This is a genomic window from Terrabacter sp. GCM10028922, assembly GCF_042666095.1.
Taxonomy (GTDB): domain Bacteria; phylum Actinomycetota; class Actinomycetes; order Actinomycetales; family Dermatophilaceae; genus Terrabacter.
Genome location: NZ_JBHTFG010000010.1, coordinates 342,588 through 356,174 on the forward strand (window position 1 = coordinate 342,588; position 13,587 = coordinate 356,174).

The following is a 13,587-nucleotide window of genomic DNA, read 5'->3' on the forward strand; positions in this document are numbered from 1 at the left end:
CCGTGCTGCTCAGCAGTGCCCTCAGGCGGAGACGACCTCGAACTTCAGGGTCGCCGCGACCTCGGGGTGCAGGCGGACGGTCGCCTCGTAGGAGCCGAGCGTCTTGATGGCCTGCTTCACCTCGATCTTGCGCTTGTCGAGGTCGGGGCCACCGGCCGCCTTGACGGCAGCGGCGATGTCGCCGTTGCTGACGGCACCGAAGAGACGACCCGACTGGCCGGCCTTGGCCGGCACCTTGACGGCCGTCGCCTCGAGCTGGCCCCGGACGCCCTTGGCCTGGTCCAGGTCTTTGATCGCACGGACCTCACGGCCCTTCGTCAGGGCGTCGACCTGCTTCTGGCCACCCTTGGTCCACGGGGTCGCGAGACCACGCGGGAGCAGGAAGTTGCGGCCGTAGCCGTCCTTGACCTCGACGATGTCGCCGGCCTCACCGAGACCCGAGACCTCGTGCGTGAGAATGAGCTTCATGGTGTTCTCCTTGTTCCCGAACGGGCTCAGCGAGCCGAGCTCGAGTAGGGCAGCAGGGCCATCTCACGGGCGTTCTTGACGGCCGTGGCGATGAGACGCTGCTCCTGGACGGACACACCGGTCACGCGACGCGCGCGGATCTTGCCGCGGTCGGAGATGAACTTGCGCAGCAGCGCAGTGTCCTTGTAGTCGATGTTCTCGACCTTCGCCGCCTTCAGCGGGTTGGCCTTCTTCTTGGGCTTGCGCACAACGGGCTTTGCCATCGTGGTGCTCTCCTTCTTGATGAGAGCCCGGGGTTTCGTGCCCCGGGATGGGTTCTGAACTTCTTCGGTATGCCGTCCGGCTCATTCACCGGACGGCGGTGCTGACCTGCTCGAGCGTGTCGATCGGGACGATCAGAAGGGGGGCTCGTCGTAGCTGGGGGCCTGGCCCCAGCCACCGCCCTGCTGGCCACCGGCTGCGGGCTGGCCACCGGCTGCAGGCTGGCCACCGGCGGGCTGTGCCCAGCCGCCGGCCTGGCCACCGCCGGCGGAGCCGCCGGTCGCCCACGGGTCCTCGGCCTGGCCGCCGCCGCTCCAGCCGCCGCTGCCCTGGTTGCCCTGGCCGCCGCCGAAGCCGCCACCGCCGCCACCGCGCTGGGTCTTGTTGACCTTTGCGGTCGCGCTGCGCAGGGACGGGCCGATCTCGTCGACGTCCATCTCCACGACGGTGCGCTTCTCGCCTTCCTTGGTCTCGTAGGATCGAGACTTCAGACGGCCGGACACGATCACGCGCATGCCCCGCTGGCACGACTCGGCGACGTTCTCCGCCGCGTCACGCCACACCGAGCAGCGCATGAACAGCGTCTCGCCGTCCTTCCACTCATTGCTCTGGCGGTCGAACTGCCGCGGCGTCGAGGCCACGGTGAAGTTCGCGACCGCTGCACCCGACGGCGTGAAACGCAGCTCGGGGTCGGCGGTCAGGTTGCCGATGATCGTGATGACGGTGTCGCCAGCCATGGATCAGTCCTTCGTCGGTTGATCGAGCGGTTCAGTAGCTGTCGCTGAATCAGGCGCCGGGGCGCAGCAGCTTGGTGCGCATGACCGACTCGCTGAGGTTCAGCTGGCGGTCGAGCTCCTGGGCCGTGGCCGGCTCAGCAGACATGGTGACGACGACGTAGATGCCCTCGGACTTCTTCTTGATGTCGTAGGCGAGACGGCGACGGCCCCAGATGTCGACGTTGTCGACGGTGCCGCCATCGCTCTTCACGACGGAGAGGAACTTGTCCATCGTCTTGTCGACGGTGCGCTCTTCGGTCTCCGGGTCGAGGATGACCATGAGTTCGTACTGACGCATGCTTCTAACCCACCTCCTCTGGTCTTGGCGGTCACGAGTCTCTCTCGTGACAGGAGGGTTGCATTCGTCCCGTCGCGAGCCTGGGCCCGGCCTGATGTCCAGCCGGGTTCAGCCTCGCAGATCTCACCGACATCGGTCGGTTCGAATCCACAGGCAACCGGGCACACGACGAACTGGGCAAGACTACCGGGCCACCCGGCATACGAAGAAATCGGTGGCGCTCACCGTGCGCTCACCGTGCGCTCGCCGTGCACTCACGAGAAACGGACGATGAGGCGGTCCTCGGCCCCGCTCATCGGCCCGGCCAGGTCGTCGGGCTCGACGCTCGACCGGCTCCAGCGTTCACGCGCCCGCAGCCACACGACCGCGACGAGCCACAGCACGGCCACGACGCGCAGCATCGAGAAGAACGCGTACCACGGGGCCGGCATGCCGCGGTCCGGCACGCTGGTCGCCGCGATGGTGAGCCACACGGCCACGAAGTTCAGCGCCTCGGCCCCCGCCCAGACGAGGTGGTCGCGCCACTGGAGGGCGCACCACGCGACGAGCGGCAGCAGCCACAGCGAGCTCTGCACGGTGAACGACTTGCCGGTCACGAGGACGATGCCGACCATGACGAGCGAGACCTCGGCGATCGTCGGGCGCCGCGCCGACGCGAGCGCGAGCACCGCCCCCACCAGGAGGGCGACGAGCCAGCCGACGACCGCGAGCGTCGTGACGGCACCTGGAGGCAGCGGGTGTCCCGCGAGCTGCGGCAGCAGCCACGGCGAGCCGTAGCCGGCGCCGGCCGACGCCCAGTTCAGGTACGGAGAGGCGGCCGCGTCCTTGTTGAGCAGCCAGATCGCCGACAGCAGCCCCCCGAAGGTCAGCAGCGCATACCCGACGGTGCGGCCCATCTCGCGCAGCCGCCCGGACCGTACGCACAGCAGGACGATGGCGACCAGGATGAGGACGGGATAGGAGCGCGCTCCTATGGCGAGGCCGAGGAGCACGCCGGCCAGGGTCGGGTTGCGGCGCGACCACGCCCACATGCCCGCGGCGGCGAGCATCACCCCGAGCAGGTCCGCCGACACGAAGCCCACGAGCGCCGCGACCGGCGACAGCGCGACGTGCGCGGCGGAGAAGGGCCGGGCGGCCGACGAGGCGACGAGCCACACGATCGCGAGCAGCAGCAGCGTCAGCAGCACGGACCACAGCGCGAAGTACCACACCGCGCGTGTCTTGAGGCTGCCCTCGTCGGGCCCGAGGCTCGCCATCGCGGTCAGGACGAACCCGGTGAGGGGCGGCTGCCCCGTGACGGGCGCCCCGTCGCCACCCTGGAGGTATGCCGCGAGGCCGGCCTTGAGGTTCGCGTCGCGGTACGCGGTGGGCAGGTCGGCGTAGCACGCGCTCCAGAACTGGGTGTCGCCGGTGAAACCGGTGCGCAGGCAGGGGGCGCGAAGCAGGATGCCGAGACCGGCCGTGACCGCCGTCAGGGCGGACAGCACGGCCGCCGTGAGCACCCAGGGGAGCTCACGTGCGGCCGCATACCGTCCGCGGGGACCGCCGATGACCTCGGAGGCCGCCCGCACGACGGGGTCGTCGACCCGCTCGGTCACCGCGGCGTCATGGGCCGTTGCCCGGTTTGGTCGAGGTCTCCGACGGCAAGGGCAACGGGATGGTGACCGTCGGCTCCTCGGTCGTCGTCGTCGGTTGGGGCTTGCCCGTGCCGTTGGTCCTGGTCGGCTCCTGCGTCGTCGTCGGCGCCTCGGTCGTCGTCTGCTCGGTCGTGGTGGGCGCCTCGCTCGTCGGCGGCGGCGTGAACGTCGTCGTCGGCGTCGGAACCCTGTCGTCGCCGACACCGGCACGCTTCGGGAAGTCCTGGACCTCGACGTTCTCGAGGGCGGCCTTCATGAAGGCGTAGAACACGTCGGCGGGGATCGTCCCACCTGTGAGGTTGGTGTCCTCGGCGTCGGTCAGGGTCTGCGGGTTGCCATCGGCGTCGGGCTTGTACATGCCGATCGAGACGGCGAGCTGCGGCACGAAGCCGGAGAACCAGATCGACTTGGCGTACGACGACGTACCGGTCTTGCCGGCCACCGGGCGGTCGAGCTGCTGGAGCTTGGTCGCGGTGCCGCCGTCCTTGACGGTGTAGGTCATCGCGTCGGTGACGTCGGCCGTCACGTCCTTGTCGAAGGCGCGACGCGTCTGCGGCTTGGCCTCGTAGCTGAAGTCGCCCGTGGTCGACGTGACCTTCTTGACGAAGTACGGCTTGGACCGCACCCCCTGTGACGCGATCGTCGAGTAGGCAGAGGCCATGTCGATGACGTGCGGGGACGCAGTGCCCAGGACGTTGGTCAGGGTCTCGTCGAGGCCCGGCGTCCTCTCGGGGATGCCCGCGTCGATCGCCGCCTGACGCGTCAGCGCCGGGGTGATCTCCTTGTTGAGGTTGACGAACGCGGTGTTGATCGAGCGGCCGATCATGCGCCGCATGTCGACCATGCCGTACGACCGCTCACCGAAGTTCGTGATGCGGGTGTCGTCGATCTCCTGCGGCGAGTCGCCGTCGAACTTCGTCTTCGTCGAGATGCCGTCGCGGACCGCGGCGAGCACCGCGAACGGCTTGAAGTTCGAGGCGCCCTGCATGATCGCCTGGGTCGAGGTGTTGAACTGGCTCTTCGCGTAGTCGGCGCCGCCGTACATCGCGACGACGGCACCGTCACCCGGGCGGATCGCGACGAGGCCCCCCTGCACCTTCTTGGGCAGGTTGTCCTTCATCGCCGCGATCGCCGCGGTCTGCGCCTTCTTGTCGATCGTCGTGACGATGCGCAGGCCGCCGTTGTCGATGTCCTGCTCGGACAGGCCGGTCGAGAGCAGCTCGCGCTTGACCTGGGCCGTGATGAAGCCGTTGGGGCCGGCGGAGAACTTGTTGCCCTTGTACGCCTGGATCTTCGGCAGCGCGTCGTACTTGGCTCGGTCGGCGGCGCTGAGCCAGCCTTCGGCGACCATGCCGTCGAGGACGTAGCCGTAGCGCTTCGTCAGGTTGGCCTCGGCGCGCTCGCCGTTGGCGGGGTCGTAGAGCGACGGCGCGTTGATGACGGACGCGAGCACGGCGCCCTCGCCGACCGTGAGCTTGCTGACGTCCTTGCCGAAGTACGCCTTGGCCGCGCTCTGGATGCCGTACGCGCCCCGGCCGTAGTAGATGGTGTTGAGGTACTTCTCGAGGATCTCGCGCTTGGAGAGCTGGCCGTCGATCTTGACGGCGATGAGGATCTCCTTGGCCTTGCGCGAGAGCGTGCGGTCCTGGGTCAGGAAGTAGTTCTTGACGTACTGCTGGGTGATGGTGGAGCCACCGACCTGCGCCTCACCCGTGACGGTCGTCTTGACGGCGCGCAGGATGCCGCCGACCGAGATGCCGTTGTTCTGGTAGAAGGTGCGGTCCTCGGCAGCGATGTGGGCCTCCTGGACGGACTTCGGCACCTTGTCCAGGTTCACCGACTCGCGGTTGCCGTCCTGCACGGCGATGCGGTCGAGCTCGGTCTTGCCGTCGGAGTAGTAGACGATCGAGACCTGCTTGTTGGCGAGGTCGTTGGGCTGCGGGATGGCGATCTGGTTGTAGGCGATCACCGCACCGATGGCGCCGAGGACGAAGAGGACGGCCGCCGCGATCGAGCCCCACTTCAGGGTGCCGACGACCCACTTCTTCCAACCGGTGCGGCCCTCGCCGTCACCGTCGTCGAAGCCGGCACCACCGCGACCGTTGCCGTGGCCGTTGCCGTGGCCGTTGCCGTTGCCTCTGGTCCGACCCTTCTCGGCCGCCAGCTGGGCAGCGCGGACGTCGCGCCTGCTCTGCGTCACAACCTGCTCCATTCACCGATGAGACCCGAGAAACCGTCCCGGGCCGCCACTCAGTATGACCTGACCGGAGCCACGACGCCGAAACGGCGGACGCCTCTCACACGACCGTCACAAGCGGCCCACAGAATGGCTTCAGGTACTCCGGGGGGTCGTGCAACCTTTCGCAGGGGCCAGCCGGTCCACCAGATTGTGACGACGACGACGGGCACCGAGGCCGAGGCGGGCAACGCCGCGTCCGGGCCGCTGACAGGGGGACGCACCATGGAGAAGGCGTCGTTCGACGACTTCGTGGCGACGCGTTCGACGCGACTGCTGCGCACGGCATACCTGTTGACCCACGACCGTGAGCTCGCCGAGGACCTCGTGCAGGCCTCGTTGGCCAAGGCCTGGTTCGCATGGGGCCGCATCGACGGCCAGCCGGAGGCGTACGTCCGCCGGATCATGGTCAACACGTACTCGAGCTGGTGGCGCCGGCGCTGGAACGGCGAGGAGGCGACAGCCGAACTCCCCGAGCGCGCGGCGGCTGCCGGGCACCGTCCCACCGAGGACGTACGCGTGGACGACCGCACCGACCTCTGGCGAGCACTCGCCCGGCTGCCGAGACGACAACGCGCGGTTGTCGTCCTGCGCTTCTACGAGGACCTGTCCGAGTCCGAGACCGCCGAGATCATGCAGTGCTCGGTCGGCACCGTGAAGAGCCAGGCGAGCCGGGCGCTCGCCAAGCTCCGCATCGACCCCACCCTGCGCCCCACCTCCGACGAGGAGCGTGTCCGATGAACCTCACCGACCTTCGCGACGAGCTGACCATGCACGCGGACGACCTCGGCCCCGCACCGGACTTCGGGGCAGGGGTGGCGCAGCGGGTCCGCTCCACGAAGCGCCGCCGCGCAGCCGCCGCGGGCTCGGTCGCCACCCTCGCAGTCGCGGCCCTCGCCGTCGGCGTCGTGTCCTCGCTCGACCGACAGGCACCGGCCGTCCCTGCGGGCAGCGTCTCGTCGAGCGCGGCGCCGATGATCGGCGCCGACGGCATGCCGTTCCGTACGGTGCCCGACGCGCCCGGCGACATCGTGAAGGACGGCCTGCGCTACCGCGCCCGGGTCGCCGACGACCGGCTGGCCGTCGGCTTCATCGGCGAGCGAGGCCAGGCGCAGTTCTCGCTCGTGTTGACGCCGACGACGACGCACGTGTCGTACGGCGCCGAGTGCTACCTGCCAGGCCTGACCGACGACGAGGCCGCGACGTACATGGTCACCGTGAGCCTCGGAGGCGCCAAGGGCTTCTTCGGCAGCTCATGCTCGCCCGGCCGACCCGCAGAGCGAGACCTGCCGGCCGGTGGTGGCGTCCCGGGCGAGCCTGGGCAGGGCTGGACCGAGCTGACGGTGGGGCAGGCCGCCAGGGTCCGCGTCCAGCTCGTCGACGCGAAGACGAACAAGCCTGCGTCGGTCGACGGCGCCCAGCTGACCGGCGCCGTCTACGAGCTCGGGTCCCAGACGACGGTGAAGGACCTGTCCGGCACGCCGGTCACGGCACTGCCCCACGTCGTCGAGCACCAGGGGTACCGCTACCGTCTCGAGCGGCTGTCCACGAGTCCGCTGCGGTCGGGTCGACTCTCCCCGACGGGCGCTCCGGCCGGTCCGGCCGTCGTCCTGTGGGGGTCCGCCGGCGACACCGTGCTGGCCACCACTCCCGGCTCGCCGAGCAGCCTGCGGCTCGACGGCCTGCGCAACACGGGCGAGAGCCGGCCGGTGGGGAGCTGGGGCCCGACGCCGGTGCCGGCCGGCTCGGCGCGCACGCTGAGTCTCGTGGCCGAGGGGCCGCGACCGAACAGCGGTACCGCCTTCATCGCGGTCTACACCCTCGAGCGCTGAGTCGAGCCCGACGGGTCGAGCGACCGGACGCAACCCCGAAACCAGGCTCTCACGCCGGGTTGCGGGGTTGGTTCCGGTTGGTTGACCCAAACTGTGACGCTGTGATGTATCGCTGCGATATATCCGTGTGTACAGTGAGGGCGTGCCCAGGTCCGATCGCCCGCAGAGCCGCCGTGCTGCACTGCTCGAGTTCGCGGTCCTCGGCCTGCTCCACGACGGGCCCCTGCACGGGTACGAGTTGCGCAAGCGCCTCACCACGGCCCTCGGCATCTTCCGGGCCCTGTCCTACGGCTCGCTCTACCCCGCCCTCAAGCACCTCGTCGACTCCGGCTGGATCCACGAGAGCACCGAGACGGCCCTGGGCAGCAGCAAGAGGCCCCGCATCACCTACGAGCTGACCGCCGACGGCAAGGAGCACTTCCAGGACCTCGTCGCCTCGAGCGGCCCGGACGCCTGGGACGACGACGACTTCGACGTCCGCTTCGCCTTCTTCTCCCGCACCGAGGCTCAGGTCCGCCTGCGCATCCTCGAGGGGCGGCGCTCCCGGCTCGAGGAGCGTCTCGCCAACGTCCGCGAGGCCTCCGTGCGCAACCGCGAGCGCATGGACAGCTACACGCTCGCCCTCCAGCAGCACGGCGAGGAGCGCGCCGAGCGAGAGGTCCGGTGGCTCGAGGAGCTCATCGTCGCGGAACGGCGCGCGAGTCTCGACCCCGGCCCGGCGGCATACGACGACACACCCGGCAGCACCAGCCCAGACACACCCACCCAGAGCACCACCACCAACAACAAGGAGTGATCCATGGGATCCGTACGCGTCGCCATCGTCGGCGTCGGCAACTGCGCGAGCTCCCTCGTGCAGGGCGTCGAGTACTACAAGGACGCTGACCCGACCGCCGGCGTCCCCGGCCTCATGCACGTGAAGTTCGGCGAGTACCACGTCAGCGACGTGCAGTTCGTCGCGGCCTTCGACGTCGACGACAAGAAGGTCGGCAAGGACCTGTCCGAGGCCATCAACGCCTCGGAGAACAACACCATCAAGATCGCCGACGTCCCCACCACGGGTGTCGAGGTCCAGCGCGGCCACACGCTCGACGGCCTCGGCAAGTACTACAGGCTCACGATCGACGAGTCCGGCGCCGAGCCGGTCGACGTCGTCAAGGTCCTCAAGGACCGCAAGGTCGACGTCCTCGTCTCCTACCTCCCGGTGGGCTCCGAGCAGGCCGACAAGTTCTACGCGCAGTGCGCGATCGACGCGGGCGTCGCCTTCGTGAACGCCCTACCGGTCTTCATCGCGTCCGACCCCGAGTGGGCCGCGAAGTTCGAGGCGGCAGGCGTGCCGATCATCGGTGACGACATCAAGAGCCAGGTCGGCGCGACCATCACGCACCGCGTCATGGCGAAGCTGTTCGAGGACCGGGGCGTCGTGCTCGACCGGACCTACCAGCTCAACGTCGGCGGCAACATGGACTTCAAGAACATGCTCGAGCGCGAGCGTCTCGAGTCCAAGAAGGTTTCCAAGACGCAGGCCGTGACGTCCAACCTGACCGGCCCGCTCTCGGGTCTCGTCGACAGCAAGAACGTCCACATCGGCCCGTCGGACTACGTCGCGTGGCTCGACGACCGCAAGTGGGCCTACGTCCGCCTCGAGGGCCGCGCGTTCGGCGACGTCCCGCTGAACCTCGAGTACAAGCTCGAGGTCTGGGACTCCCCCAACTCGGCCGGCATCATCATCGACGCGATCCGTGCCGCGAAGATCGCCAAGGACCGCGGCATCGGCGGGGCCCTGCTGTCGGCGTCGTCCTACCTGATGAAGTCCCCGCCGGAGCAGCGCCCGGACGACCTCGGTCGCGCCAAGCTCGAGGCGTTCATCGCAGGCACCGAGGAGCGCTGACCCCAGCGATCTTCCCTTGCGAATGCCGTGAGGCCCCCTTCCAGCCGGAAGGGGGCCTCACGCATACGCCGGGTTTCGTGCTCGCCCGGTGCCGTCGGCTACTTCAGCGCGGTCCCCGTCGTGGTGCCGGACGGCGCCTCGACGACGCAGATGATGGAGCGGTCGCCGCGCCACGTGTAGGAGTCCGGGTAGATGAAGGTCGGCTCGAGCTCGTCGAAGGCCTTGTCGGTCAGGAGCGGGTCGCCCTTGTCGACGCAGCCCTGCTCAGCGGCGTCGATGACCGCGTCCTCGCCGGGATAAGCGCCGTCGGGCAGCTCGAACGTGGTCACGACCTGGCTCTCATGCGGCGACGCACAGGGGATGGCAGTGACGAGATCGACATCGTCACCCTTGCCCCCGGAGAAGCAGTCGCCCGCCTTGAGGTCGTCGACGAAGACCTCCGACTGCTGGGCCACGGCTCCGGACACGTCGCGCTCCGGGGCGTCGTTCACCGCCGCGACGACGAAGACGATCCAGAGGACGATCCAGAGGGAGCCGAGCACGATGCCGGCGATGGCCATGCCCCTGCCGCGCTGGATCCGCCGCTGCAGCTGGCTGAGCGCGACGATGCCGAGCACGACCGCGACGACCGCGGCGATCGGGAAGAGTCCGACGAGGCCGCAGCACAGGGCCGCGATGGCCAGGCCGTTGGCGCCGGGCATCGGGGTCCGCTCGTAGGACAGCATCGGCGCCGGCAGCATCGGCCCGGACGACACCGGCCCGGACGACACCGGCCCGGGCATCATCGGTCCGGGCGGCACGGGTCCGGGCGGCACGGGTCCGGGCGGCACGGGTCCGGGCGGCACCGGTCCGGCTTGCTGTGGGCCGCTGGGCCGCGGCATCTCGTCGGTCACGCGGTGGAGCATGACATGGGCCCGAGAGACGCCGCGAGCGAACCAGGACAACCACGACCCAATCGTGACCAGCGGGGCACGAGGCCTCGGCGGCTGTGCCGCCGGGCCCTTCCACCGAGACGTCCCAGCGTCAGCAGATCGTGTAGCGCGGCGCCGGGTCGTTGTAGGTGTCGCTCCATGGGCCGGCACTGACGAGGATGTCGATGTTGACGCACGGCGACCAGGACGGCGAGTAGAGCATGCCGCTGTAGCCGAACGAGTAGTCCTTGGCGCTGGCGCCGTATCGGCCGTAGACGTTGGAGACCGTGGCGGACAAGCCCATGCCGTTGGGGTTGTTCGGCGCCACGCGCACCCAGTTGGTCACGCACCGCCCCGACCACCACAGCTGGACCTGACCGACGTAGCGCCCGTACCTGTCCCAGACCGGCCGCGAGTCGACCAGGGCCTGGTCCGCGTCACACCCCTTGACCCACGGGAAGTAACCGTTCATCTCGGTGCCGGCGCTCGCCGGCTGCGCGCCGGCTACGGCGAGCGCCGCGGCGACGGCGGCACCTGCCACGGCCGTGCGGATCTTCTTCGTCAACGTCATCTCTGATCCCCTGTGCGTTGGTGGTTCGTACGTGACTTCGTACGCAGTCCGGCGGCAAGCCGGCGCTCGTCAACGTACGCAGCCCCGGCCCCCTCCGCGATGGGGAGCACTCCCCGCCCGGGCAGGATGGCCGGATGCGCGTCGTGACCTGGAACCTGCGAACCGACACCGCTGTGGACCCGCCGCACTGGCCTGACCGGTTGACCGACGTCGTCGCGGTCCTCACCGAGCTCGACCCGCAGGTCCTCGGGACGCAGGAGGGTTCGGCCGCCATGCTCGACGACCTCGTCGCGGCGCTGCCGGACCGCTATGCCTGGGTCGGCGAGGGCCGTGGCGGCGGGCGCCGTGACGAGCTCACGGCCGTGGTCTACGACACCGACCGCCTCGACCTGTCGGGCTGGGCCACGCGGTGGCTCTCCGAGACCCCCGATCTGGCGGGGTCCAGGTCGTGGGGCTCGGCCTATCCCCGCACGTCGACGACGGTGAGCCTGCGCGACCGCCGCGACGGGACGGCATACACCGTCGTCAACACGCACCTCGACAACGTGAGCGGAGAAGCCCGCCGCCGCTCGGCTGCCCGTATCGCCGCGACGCTGCCGGCCGGACCGGCCGTCGTCATGGGCGACTTCAACTCCCCGGCCGCTGTCGGCGACGAGGACGGCCCGTATGCCGCGCTCACGGGCGCGGGGCTCGTCGACGCCCTGGCGCTGCACGAGCCGGAGGGCGGGTGGGTCGGCACGTTCCCCGACTTCGACGAACCTGTGGTCGGGGCGGCGCGGATCGACTGGGTGCTCGTCTCACGCGACCTGCGCGTCGATGCAGCGCGCGTCGTCGTCGACGGCGCCCTCCGTGTGGCGGCCGCGCAGGGTAGGTACGCGTCGGACCACCTGCCGCTCGTCGTCGACGTGGCACCCACCTGAGCGTCACAACATTTGGACACCCATAACGCGATGCATGGTTTTGCGGACACAATGGCTGGCAGACCGGGGCGTGACGTGCGCCCGACCGCGAGAGGACCGATCCATGGCAACACCGCGACTGGGCGAGACCGCCCCCGACTTCACGGCCGAGACCACCGAGGGCTCGATCTCCTTCCACGACTGGAAGGCCGACAGCTGGGCCGTGCTCTTCAGCCACCCGGCCGACTTCACGCCGGTCTGCACCACCGAGCTCGGCCGGGTCGCCGCGCTCGACGACGAGTGGACCAAGCGCAACGTCAAGGTCCTCGCCGTCTCCGTCGACCCGATCGACGCCCACAACGAGTGGAAGGGCGACATCGAGGAGGTCAGCGGCTCCAGCGTCGACTATCCCCTCATCGCCGACGACTCCCGCCAGGTCTCGGAGCTCTACGACATGATCCACCCGGGCGAGGGTGACACCTCGAGCGTCCGCTCCGTCTTCGTCATCGACCCGGCCAACAAGGTCCGGCTCTCGCTGACCTACCCGAAGAGCGTGGGCCGCAACTTCGACGAGATCCTCCGCGCCGTCGACGCCCTCCAGCTCACCGACCGCGGCCCGTTCTCGACGCCGGCGGACTGGCGCGAGGGCCAGCGCGTCATCGTCGCCCCGACCGTGTCCACGGCCGACGCCAAGGAGCGTTTCGGCGAGGACGCCGTCGAGGAGATCAAGCCCTACCTGCGCTACACGACCGCTCCCGCCTGAGCCGAAGGCGAACCCAGACGTACGACCAGGGCAGAACGCGTCGAGGGCCGCTCCCAGCCGGGAGCGGCCCTCGATGCATGCCCGGACGCGGAACCGGGCATGCGAAAGGGTGGCCGCTCCTCCCCTGATGGAGCGGACCACCCTTCGCGACGGGTGCGGCGGAGCCGGGGCTCACGCCGCAGCCGGGCTCACTTCGACGAGGTCTGCTTCTGCGCCTCGGCGTTCGTCTTGCACTTCTTGCCCATGGCGTCGAGCTTGTCGCCGGCGGCCGAGACGACCTGGCGCTGGCCGTGCCAGTCGCTCTGGAACTGCTCGGCGTCCGTGCCGCCCCAGTTGCTCTTGATCGTGGAGACGGCCCCGTTGACGGCCTCGACGATGCCGTCGAGCTCGCCCTTGTAGCCGACGAGCTTGTCACCGGACGCGGACACCGCGTCGGCGTTCATACCCTTCTTGTAAACAGCCATGTCAGTTCCCCTTCAGAAGTCTGCGTTGTTGGTCTGGTTGTGAGACGACGTGAGTCAGCGACGTCGATCAGTACTGCGACGAGGTGCTGCGCTGCTGCTGGACCTCGTGGTCGATCGTCGACTTCATCTCGGTGAGCAGCTTCTGGGCCTTCTGGAGCTCGGGACGGTGCGTGCCGGTCCACTCCTGCTCGAACTGCTTGGAGTCGTCACCCTGCCAGTTCTGCTTCAGCGACTCGACCTCCTGGTCGACCTTCGTGATGAGCTTCTGGATGGCCTCCGCCTGCTGCTGCAGGACGTTGCCCTGGGCGTTGACCTCATCGTCGTTCATTCCGAGCCAAGCCATGACCTTCTCCTTTGCCTGTGTTCCCCCGACTGATTCGGGAAGTTTCTCCTCCGGACCAACCGTGCAGGCCCGCGCTTTGCCGAACTCCTCGACGTCTGCCGCCTTCGCGCAGTTGCTCCCGATGAGCGGCTTTCGTCGACATGCAGAAACCTATGTGAGCCGTCGTGGAGTGTCGATGGGGAGCACTCCCCATGACCTGTCCGGGCCCTGCCGTGCCGATGCCGTATGCCGCCCGGC

General features: G+C 69.2%; 16 protein-coding genes. 6 read left to right on the forward strand and 10 right to left on the reverse strand.

Annotated elements, in window-relative coordinates; translation table 11 throughout:
* Positions 1 to 21: 21 nt before the first annotated feature.
* The 6 genes from rplI to ACFQU3_RS12345 all read right to left on the reverse strand — a co-directional run bounded on the left by rplI (position 22) and on the right by ACFQU3_RS12345 (position 5,640).
* Positions 22 to 468, reverse strand: coding sequence for a 50S ribosomal protein L9 (gene rplI / locus ACFQU3_RS12320; protein WP_385910138.1), 447 nt, complete (start codon positions 466 to 468; stop codon positions 22 to 24).
* A 26-nt stretch (positions 469 to 494) separates the two neighbouring features.
* Complete coding sequence (rpsR, locus tag ACFQU3_RS12325; RefSeq protein WP_013494395.1) at positions 495 to 731, reverse strand: 30S ribosomal protein S18; 237 nt, start codon at positions 729 to 731, stop codon at positions 495 to 497.
* A gap of 132 nt (positions 732 to 863) precedes the next feature.
* A complete protein-coding gene (locus ACFQU3_RS12330; protein WP_385910140.1) occupies positions 864 to 1,466 on the reverse strand; it encodes a single-stranded DNA-binding protein in 603 nt (200 codons plus the stop codon).
* Between the two features lie 49 nt (positions 1,467 to 1,515).
* Entirely contained in the window at positions 1,516 to 1,803 is a 288-nt protein-coding gene (gene rpsF, locus ACFQU3_RS12335) for a 30S ribosomal protein S6 (protein ID WP_188028912.1), read from the reverse strand.
* 254 nt (positions 1,804 to 2,057) lie between these two features.
* Positions 2,058 to 3,401, reverse strand: coding sequence for a glycosyltransferase 87 family protein (locus tag ACFQU3_RS12340; protein WP_385910142.1), 1,344 nt, complete (start codon positions 3,399 to 3,401; stop codon positions 2,058 to 2,060).
* A 7-nt stretch (positions 3,402 to 3,408) separates the two neighbouring features.
* Positions 3,409 to 5,640: a transglycosylase domain-containing protein gene (locus ACFQU3_RS12345; protein WP_385910144.1), complete on the reverse strand. Its 2,232-nt coding sequence runs from the start codon at positions 5,638 to 5,640 to the stop codon at positions 3,409 to 3,411.
* Positions 5,641 to 5,829: 189 nt separating this feature from the next.
* On the opposite strand from ACFQU3_RS12345, the gene ACFQU3_RS12350 reads away from it, so the two are divergent.
* The 4 genes from ACFQU3_RS12350 to ACFQU3_RS12365 all read left to right on the forward strand — a co-directional run bounded on the left by ACFQU3_RS12350 (position 5,830) and on the right by ACFQU3_RS12365 (position 9,399).
* Positions 5,830 to 6,417 carry a SigE family RNA polymerase sigma factor gene (locus ACFQU3_RS12350; RefSeq protein ID WP_385910146.1) on the forward strand — a complete coding sequence of 196 codons (588 nt, stop codon included), beginning with the start codon at positions 5,830 to 5,832 and terminating at the stop codon, positions 6,415 to 6,417.
* Positions 6,414 to 7,508 carry a hypothetical protein gene (locus tag ACFQU3_RS12355; protein ID WP_385910148.1) on the forward strand — a complete coding sequence of 365 codons (1,095 nt, stop codon included), beginning with the start codon at positions 6,414 to 6,416 and terminating at the stop codon, positions 7,506 to 7,508. Before ACFQU3_RS12350 ends, ACFQU3_RS12355 begins: the two co-directional genes overlap by 4 nt.
* Before the next feature lie 142 nt (positions 7,509 to 7,650).
* A complete protein-coding gene (locus ACFQU3_RS12360) occupies positions 7,651 to 8,304 on the forward strand; it encodes a PadR family transcriptional regulator (RefSeq protein WP_385910150.1) in 654 nt (217 codons plus the stop codon).
* Between the two features lie 3 nt (positions 8,305 to 8,307).
* On the forward strand, positions 8,308 to 9,399 hold the full coding sequence (locus tag ACFQU3_RS12365; RefSeq protein WP_385910152.1) for an inositol-3-phosphate synthase: 1,092 nt from the start codon (positions 8,308 to 8,310) through the stop codon (positions 9,397 to 9,399).
* A 98-nt stretch (positions 9,400 to 9,497) separates the two neighbouring features.
* Here the strand turns inward: ACFQU3_RS12365 and ACFQU3_RS12370 are convergent, their stop codons facing one another.
* Both ACFQU3_RS12370 and ACFQU3_RS12375 read right to left on the reverse strand, forming a co-directional pair.
* Complete coding sequence (locus tag ACFQU3_RS12370; protein WP_385910154.1) at positions 9,498 to 10,292, reverse strand: DUF4190 domain-containing protein; 795 nt, start codon at positions 10,290 to 10,292, stop codon at positions 9,498 to 9,500.
* Positions 10,293 to 10,422: 130 nt separating this feature from the next.
* A complete protein-coding gene (locus ACFQU3_RS12375) occupies positions 10,423 to 10,881 on the reverse strand; it encodes a hypothetical protein (RefSeq protein WP_385910156.1) in 459 nt (152 codons plus the stop codon).
* A gap of 134 nt (positions 10,882 to 11,015) precedes the next feature.
* On the opposite strand from ACFQU3_RS12375, the gene ACFQU3_RS12380 reads away from it, so the two are divergent.
* Both ACFQU3_RS12380 and ACFQU3_RS12385 read left to right on the forward strand, forming a co-directional pair.
* Positions 11,016 to 11,801, forward strand: coding sequence for an endonuclease/exonuclease/phosphatase family protein (locus tag ACFQU3_RS12380; protein WP_385910157.1), 786 nt, complete (start codon positions 11,016 to 11,018; stop codon positions 11,799 to 11,801).
* Between the two features lie 103 nt (positions 11,802 to 11,904).
* Positions 11,905 to 12,543 (forward strand): peroxiredoxin, encoded by a 639-nt coding sequence (locus ACFQU3_RS12385; protein ID WP_385910159.1) that lies wholly within the window; start codon positions 11,905 to 11,907, stop codon positions 12,541 to 12,543.
* 188 nt (positions 12,544 to 12,731) lie between these two features.
* Here the strand turns inward: ACFQU3_RS12385 and ACFQU3_RS12390 are convergent, their stop codons facing one another.
* Positions 12,732 to 13,007 carry a WXG100 family type VII secretion target gene (locus ACFQU3_RS12390; RefSeq protein ID WP_385910161.1) on the reverse strand — a complete coding sequence of 92 codons (276 nt, stop codon included), beginning with the start codon at positions 13,005 to 13,007 and terminating at the stop codon, positions 12,732 to 12,734.
* 67 nt (positions 13,008 to 13,074) lie between these two features.
* Positions 13,075 to 13,350 (reverse strand): WXG100 family type VII secretion target, encoded by a 276-nt coding sequence (locus tag ACFQU3_RS12395; protein WP_081633740.1) that lies wholly within the window; start codon positions 13,348 to 13,350, stop codon positions 13,075 to 13,077.
* Positions 13,351 to 13,587 lie beyond the last annotated feature (237 nt).